This window comes from Flavobacterium sp. ST-158 (assembly GCF_058309975.1).
On the sequence record NZ_JBZEEN010000020.1, the window covers coordinates 1 to 6,303 of the forward strand.

General features: G+C 33.6%; 6 protein-coding genes. 4 read left to right on the top strand and 2 right to left on the bottom strand.

Going from position 1 to position 6,303, the window contains the following annotated elements; all coding sequences use genetic code 11:
* Nucleotides 1–145: 145 nt before the first annotated feature.
* Nucleotides 146–1,144 (top strand): DUF6371 domain-containing protein, encoded by a 999-nt coding sequence (locus tag AC4FRF_RS17310; RefSeq protein ID WP_491161524.1) that lies wholly within the window; start codon nucleotides 146–148, stop codon nucleotides 1,142–1,144.
* 10 nt (nucleotides 1,145–1,154) lie between these two features.
* On the opposite strand, the gene AC4FRF_RS17315 is transcribed toward AC4FRF_RS17310, so the two are convergent.
* The gene (locus AC4FRF_RS17315; protein ID WP_491161525.1) at nucleotides 1,155–2,132 is read right to left on the bottom strand and encodes a nucleotidyl transferase AbiEii/AbiGii toxin family protein; all 978 of its coding nucleotides are present in this window, start codon (nucleotides 2,130–2,132) and stop codon (nucleotides 1,155–1,157) included.
* The gene (locus AC4FRF_RS17320) at nucleotides 2,129–2,851 is read right to left on the bottom strand and encodes a DUF6088 family protein (RefSeq protein ID WP_491161527.1); all 723 of its coding nucleotides are present in this window, start codon (nucleotides 2,849–2,851) and stop codon (nucleotides 2,129–2,131) included. Before AC4FRF_RS17320 ends, AC4FRF_RS17315 begins: the two co-directional genes overlap by 4 nt.
* A gap of 1,537 nt (nucleotides 2,852–4,388) precedes the next feature.
* Between AC4FRF_RS17320 and AC4FRF_RS17325 the strand changes: the two genes are divergently transcribed.
* From AC4FRF_RS17325 to AC4FRF_RS17335, 3 genes are all read left to right on the top strand, one after another.
* Nucleotides 4,389–5,147, top strand: a complete 759-nt coding sequence (locus AC4FRF_RS17325; RefSeq protein WP_491161529.1) for a hypothetical protein — start codon at nucleotides 4,389–4,391, stop codon at nucleotides 5,145–5,147.
* Between the two features lie 118 nt (nucleotides 5,148–5,265).
* Nucleotides 5,266–5,661 (top strand): DUF5675 family protein, encoded by a 396-nt coding sequence (locus tag AC4FRF_RS17330; RefSeq protein WP_491161531.1) that lies wholly within the window; start codon nucleotides 5,266–5,268, stop codon nucleotides 5,659–5,661.
* Nucleotides 5,662–5,671: 10 nt separating this feature from the next.
* Complete coding sequence (locus AC4FRF_RS17335; RefSeq protein WP_491161533.1) at nucleotides 5,672–5,899, top strand: hypothetical protein; 228 nt, start codon at nucleotides 5,672–5,674, stop codon at nucleotides 5,897–5,899.
* Nucleotides 5,900–6,303 lie beyond the last annotated feature (404 nt).

Sequence of the window (6,303 nt, forward strand, 5' to 3'; positions counted from 1 at the left end):
ATTTTGCGGACTTGTTTCATAGGTTAAAATTAAGATTATTTCTTAACTTTCTGTGATGGCTAAGTTAGCATGTCCAAGTCGTAACACTCGTAATATTCGTAGGGGTTACGAATATTACGAGTGTTACGAATAATACCTAAAAACCGTGTATAAATATTCTCTCGACAAATCCAGTAAAAAATTTATTTGCCCTAAATGCGGCAAAAAAAGATTTGTAAAATATGTAGATAATGAAACCAACGCCTATTTAGAAAGCCAATTTGGGAGATGTGACAGAGAAAGTAGTTGTAAATATCATCGATATCCAAATAAAAATAGCGTGCTTACGGAATATGTGGAACCAATAGTTACTAGACCAGCTTCTACAATACAGTCTGACTTTTTAGCATTATGCAACAGAAATTTTGAAGAAAACAATTTTATTAAATTTTTGAAAACTTATTTTTCAATGGAAGAAATTGAATCTGTTATTAGTCGTTACAAACTAGGAACATCAAAGCATTGGTCAGGGGCAACCGTTTTTTGGCAAATTAACACACAAAATAGTGTAATGGCTGGAAAAGTGATGCTTTATGATAGTGTTACTGGCAATCGAGTTAAAACAACTTACAAACACATCCAGTGGGTACATAAACTTTTAAAATTACAGGATTTTAAATTGCAACAATGCCTATTTGGACTGCATTTGACCAATCAGTCAAGATCCAAGAAAATTGCCATTGTGGAGTCTGAAAAAACGGCTATAATAATGAGCTTATTTTTACCAAATTATATTTGGTTAGCAACTGGCGGGAAAGGCAATTTTAGTGCCAAAATGCTCTTACCCATAAAAGGCTATACCATTTTGGCATATCCTGATAAAATCGAATATAACGATTGGAATAAAACTGCATTACAACTACAAAAAGAGGGCTTCAAAATAAAATGCAGTCGATTTATTGAAGATAAAAACGTTCCCGAAGGAACGGATTTAGCTGATATTTATATTGAAAGCAGAAACAACCCTGTAAAGGTTCAAAAACAACTCACTAAAACAGAAATTGAAGTAAACCGATTAGCTACCATAAACCCTGAAATCATTAATCTTATCAGAACTTTTGAATTGTTGGATAATGAGCATAATGAGATTGAGAATATTGGTTAACAAGTAACACCTATACTTTCACATCCCAAATGACTGTTTTTAATCGTTCTCCAATTATTTGTAAGGTATCTCGAACATCAGTTTCATTTGGTAAATCGCCATAAACTAAGTTTTTAAAATCAGAAGTATAGGTTACTTTTACCGCATCCCAAACAACATCCAACTCTTTAAAAATAATTGCATCAGCAGGATGATTCACTAACCATTCATTATTGTTTTTAAAACTTATCACATCATCTTTAGCTACCGTCAACAACATTTTTTCAAAATCTATGGAATGAAAAAACTCAAATAATTCTTTTTTCCGCAGCAATTGATGTAGATCATAAGCATGTCTGATTTTTTTCTTTAAATCTTCAATAGGATTATCGGAATAGGAAAACCGTACAAGACTCATTATTTTTTCACAAAGGGTTCTCACTGATTCAAGTACCAATACTTCAAAAGATAACAATCCATTTTCTTTAGCAATTTCAGATTGTCCATTAGTAATCATCATATTCCCTACATAAGAATTAATGCTTTTTGTTGTATAGGGTTCAAAATACCCCAACCAAGTAGCTTCGATTATAATGACATCCCTTACTTGACCATAATTACCATTAAATTCCTTTGCGTAAGTATGAGCCGTTTTTCTATTCATCCCCATTTTATGAGTAACTTCCTCAACCACTACTTCTGGTAAGACTGTATTTATAACTTCGCTAATCTTTTTGATTTTATTCGTTAGCTTATTATTAGATTCCCCATCATGTCTTAATACCACAAGATCTATATCTTCCGAAAATCGTTCTATTAAATTAAAACATTTAGACAGAGCTGTTCCTCCTTTAAAAATAGTGTCTTTACCTATGTCATGATTAAAAATAGTATGCAATGCAAAAGTGACCCAATAATCTTTTTCAACATATATTTCTGGAATATTCATTTGTTGCGCTGTAAACTGAACTGCTTGTCTAAAAAGTTGTTTATTCTCGTGTAGTTTCATATAATATTCCATTTTTCAGTTTGAGTCAGTACTTTATCAACTGATAATCTATATTTGGTGACAGGGTTCAATGTTTTATAAAGTGAATCAGTAAGAGTACTTTCATTCAATTCATCCAATATAGCTCCCAAAAGTGCTTTCGTTGCAGGTGGATATTTAAGAGCTAAACGCACCATAGTACTTTTATCCTTATCCGACAAACCTTTGATGATTGCTAACAATCTTTTACATGATAATTCAGGTTTACTATCTGGTATTTTCTTTATATAACGAATAGCATCCAACAATTGTAACAATGGAATATTTTCCTTAGTAATGGTATTCTTTTGCTTAATAAACGAAATCATATAACGTTCCCGTTGAAAAGCAGAACGGATTTCATTTTTCCCTATTTGAATCGTATTACTAACCTGTGTTGTAAGCCCTAATTGATTATACACACTATAGCCCGTTAAGTATCCTGTTAGTTTGCCGTCGCTTTCCATTAAGTCCTTTACAATTTGAGCTTGATTAGGTTCTAATTTACCAAAAGGAGTGTTTTCAGGCTTATAATATTTACCCTTAGAGAGTTTTGTTATTTTTCCTGATTCAGCCATTCTATTGAGTGCTTTAATGACTGCTTCTTTTTTATTCACCTCTGTAACAAAGTCAGCATAGGTGAAAATATATCCTTTTGGAAGTCTATCTACTGTAAACGATATATATTCAGATGTTTTCATAGTTTATAAGAATACAAATATAATTAATTTGTCCAGTTTATTTCAAAAAAAACTGGACATTTTTTAAAATAAATTTGGATAATTCAGCATTGCTTTATACCTTTAAACTTGTTTAAAGGTATAAAGCAATGCATAAATATTGCATAATTCCGTCTTTTCACCATCGATTTCTACCGAATTCAAGATCTTCTTCTTTATATAAATTTCAACTCATATTTCGCTTTTTAATCGAAAAATTATCAAATTCATAATTACCAAAAATAAGTGAATTAACATTCATTAATTTTTATTAATTTAGCTTAAAATTTTAATTATTAACGTGCACTATTCCGTACACGATTTATAAAATTTTAAGCGCTGTAAGAGTGTATATTTCATGGGATTTTTGGATTTTTTGACCGAATTCATAACCCTGAGGTCACGGGTTCAACTCCCGTCTTCGCTACTTGACAGGAGAAATGATTAAAATAATCATTTCTCCTTTTTTTATTTCCGCATAACTTGTTGTCTACTGAAAAATACGATAAACAATCACATTCATACGAGCGGTTCGATATTCCTACCTATCAAATTCTAATTTTTCAGAAAATATCGAACCAATTATATCTCTTTTTGTCTTAATACCTCCTTCTTTGTATAGTTTAGCTAGGTTTGTGATGTTTTCCAGACCTTTCTCTAATAATGGCCTTTATATTTACAGTTTTAGCATTAGAACTAAGGAGTTTAAATCTTCTCTTGGATTTACAGCAATAGCACTAATCGTATTTTAATTATTTTGAAAGCTAACTAATAAATGAACTACTTTATAAACTAGTTTGGATAATTTGATAAGGCTTTACAGACTCTAGCTGTTTCTTTATCCCAATATACAACGTAGTATGTGTTCTATTTTAAGACCTGAATATTCACAAAATTCCTCAATAGAAATTAATTGATGTGAAGCTTTATTGAAATGTTTTTTCACCTTCAATAGATACAATCTTGCTTGTGGATACTCTTTGCCCATAATACGCTGCACATCTTTAGGATATATACATACCCGTGTGCCTCTTGGTATCAATTTTATAATTTTAATATAACAATTCGACTTTAAGCTACTAAAAAACAGTTGATGGATTATGGTACGATGTAAATAGAAATATGATTCCGTATTTTCTTTTGCCTTAGGATTCGAGTCCTTTCTACAATGCTTTTAATGTTGTTTTTGCCATTTTTCAGTTTTGATGCTTCGTTCATACACTAACTATACACTATCCGTGCTTTAACTATGCTTTTGTCCCCTCCTTGACCCGTCCTAAAATAACTATACAGATTATTAAATAAATCCTAATATAGTTATACAAATATAAATAATTGTAGTCTATTTCGACGTATTAAAATAGTTGTTTTTATCTGTTTTTAGTTGATTTTTAAATAGTTGCATTGTATATAAGCTTAAAATAGCTGAATCTTTGTTCTCATCATTCGCGATGTAGTTGCAACGATTATCGAAATGAATTGATTTAAAAATTTAGTATTCACACAAAAATTTAAAGTTATGGCAAAACAGAAAGGCATAATTAAATTGAAAGGTACTATCGGAGATATTACTTTTTATAAAACAAAAGACGGCTATATTGCTCGTGAAAAAGGAGGCATTGATGCCAATAGAATTGCGACCGATCCCGCCTTTCAAAGAACCCGAGAAAATGGTTCTGAATTTGGCCGAGCAGGAAAAGCCGGTAAGCTATTAAGAACAGCGCTGCGTCCTTTACTGCTCTATGCTAGTGATAGCAAAATGGTAGGCAGACTTACCCAACAGCTGGTCAAAGTTATTCAGGCTGATCTCACCAGTGTACGCGGATTACGCAATGTTATCGATGGAGAAGCCGAATTGCTTAGTGGTTTTGATTTTAATATCAGAGGTAAATTAGGCAGTACTTTGTTTGCCCCCTTTGAAGCTAGCATTGACCGTGTTAACGGAACCCTCGATTTTGTTGTGGATTCGTTTATTCCACAGAACATGATAGCTGCCCCTAGTGGTACTACTCATTATCAAATTATTTCGGCTGGGGCTGAGATTGATTTTGAAGGAGAAAGCTATGTCGAAAGTCATTCCGAAACTGATATTCTGGCTTGGGATATGCTTCCCAGTATTGCTATTAGTCATAGTAATGCTGTGACTCCGGCAAGTACTACACCTTTATTCCTTGTTGTAGGCATCCGCTTTTACCAAGAAATCAATGGGGCAATGTATGCTTTAAAAAATGGAGCTAGTAATCCGCTATCGCTTGTTAAAGTTGATGGAGGAGTGTAGATGAACGGGGGAAGTGTTCAGGGGCAGATGGCAGCTGTTTGTAGGTTAGGTTAATAACTTCTGACTTTTGACTTTTGACTTTAGCGTATTGGGCATTGCCTTTCAAGTTTGATTCTGTATGAAACTAGTATTAAAGCGAACTTATTTCCCTGAAGGAACGAATGGGATACTGGAATGTGAGGGGCAATTGGTTTGTAAAACGATTGAATTGCCTTGGAAGCAAAACCAAAGGAAAGTTTCCTGTATTCCTGAGGGGGAATATTTTATCAAAAAACGGTATAGTGCCCGATTTCAATGGCACTTGGAGGTAGTTGCGGTTGCCAATAGAAGCTGTATTCTTTTTCATCCAGCGAATGATGCTGCAAAGGAATTACAAGGTTGTATTGCTCCCGTAAGTCAACTATCTGGACCTGGAAAGGGTTGGCTTTCTCGAAAAGCTTTCACTAACCTAAAGGACTTTGTTTATAAGGCCCTGGACAACAAAGACTCTGTTGTATTAATTATTCAATCTTAAATTTTAAATTATGAAAAAAATTATAAATAGAGCTTCGGCTCCCACACCAAAGTTTTTTAAAGTGCTTCGAACAATTGGTTTGGCTTTGGCGGCTGTTGGAGGAACGCTCTTAACAGCTCCTATTGCTTTGCCAGTAGTAGTGACTACCATTGGTGGTTATTTGACTGTTGCAGGCGGTGTTGTGACAGCGGTTAGCCAGTTGACTATCACAAGCGAAAATGATGATGACGCACAGTAATGCAACTGTAATTGGTACCGCTAGTGGCACTTTTTTGAGTATTTTGCCGAATTTGCATTCGGAAGATGTACTAAAAACGATGATACTTGCCTGTATTGGGGCTATTGTTAGTTTCAGTATGTCTGTTGTACTCAAAGTTTTGATTAAGAAGCACAAAAAGTAGTTTGGTTCTTGTTGGTATAACAAGGAATTAAATGAGGGGAAAGCCAGATCGAAAGGTCTGGCTTTTTTTTGTGTTTTGTTGCGGATTATTGGTTTTCTTTTGTCTTGATAAAGGAGTTGAAAGTGAATGGTTGATGGTTGATAGTTAATGGTTGATGGTTGATGGTGAATGGTTGATGATGGATCGTTAGTGGGGAGTGATTGGTTTTCTTTTGTCTTGATAAAGGAGTTGAAAAGTGAAT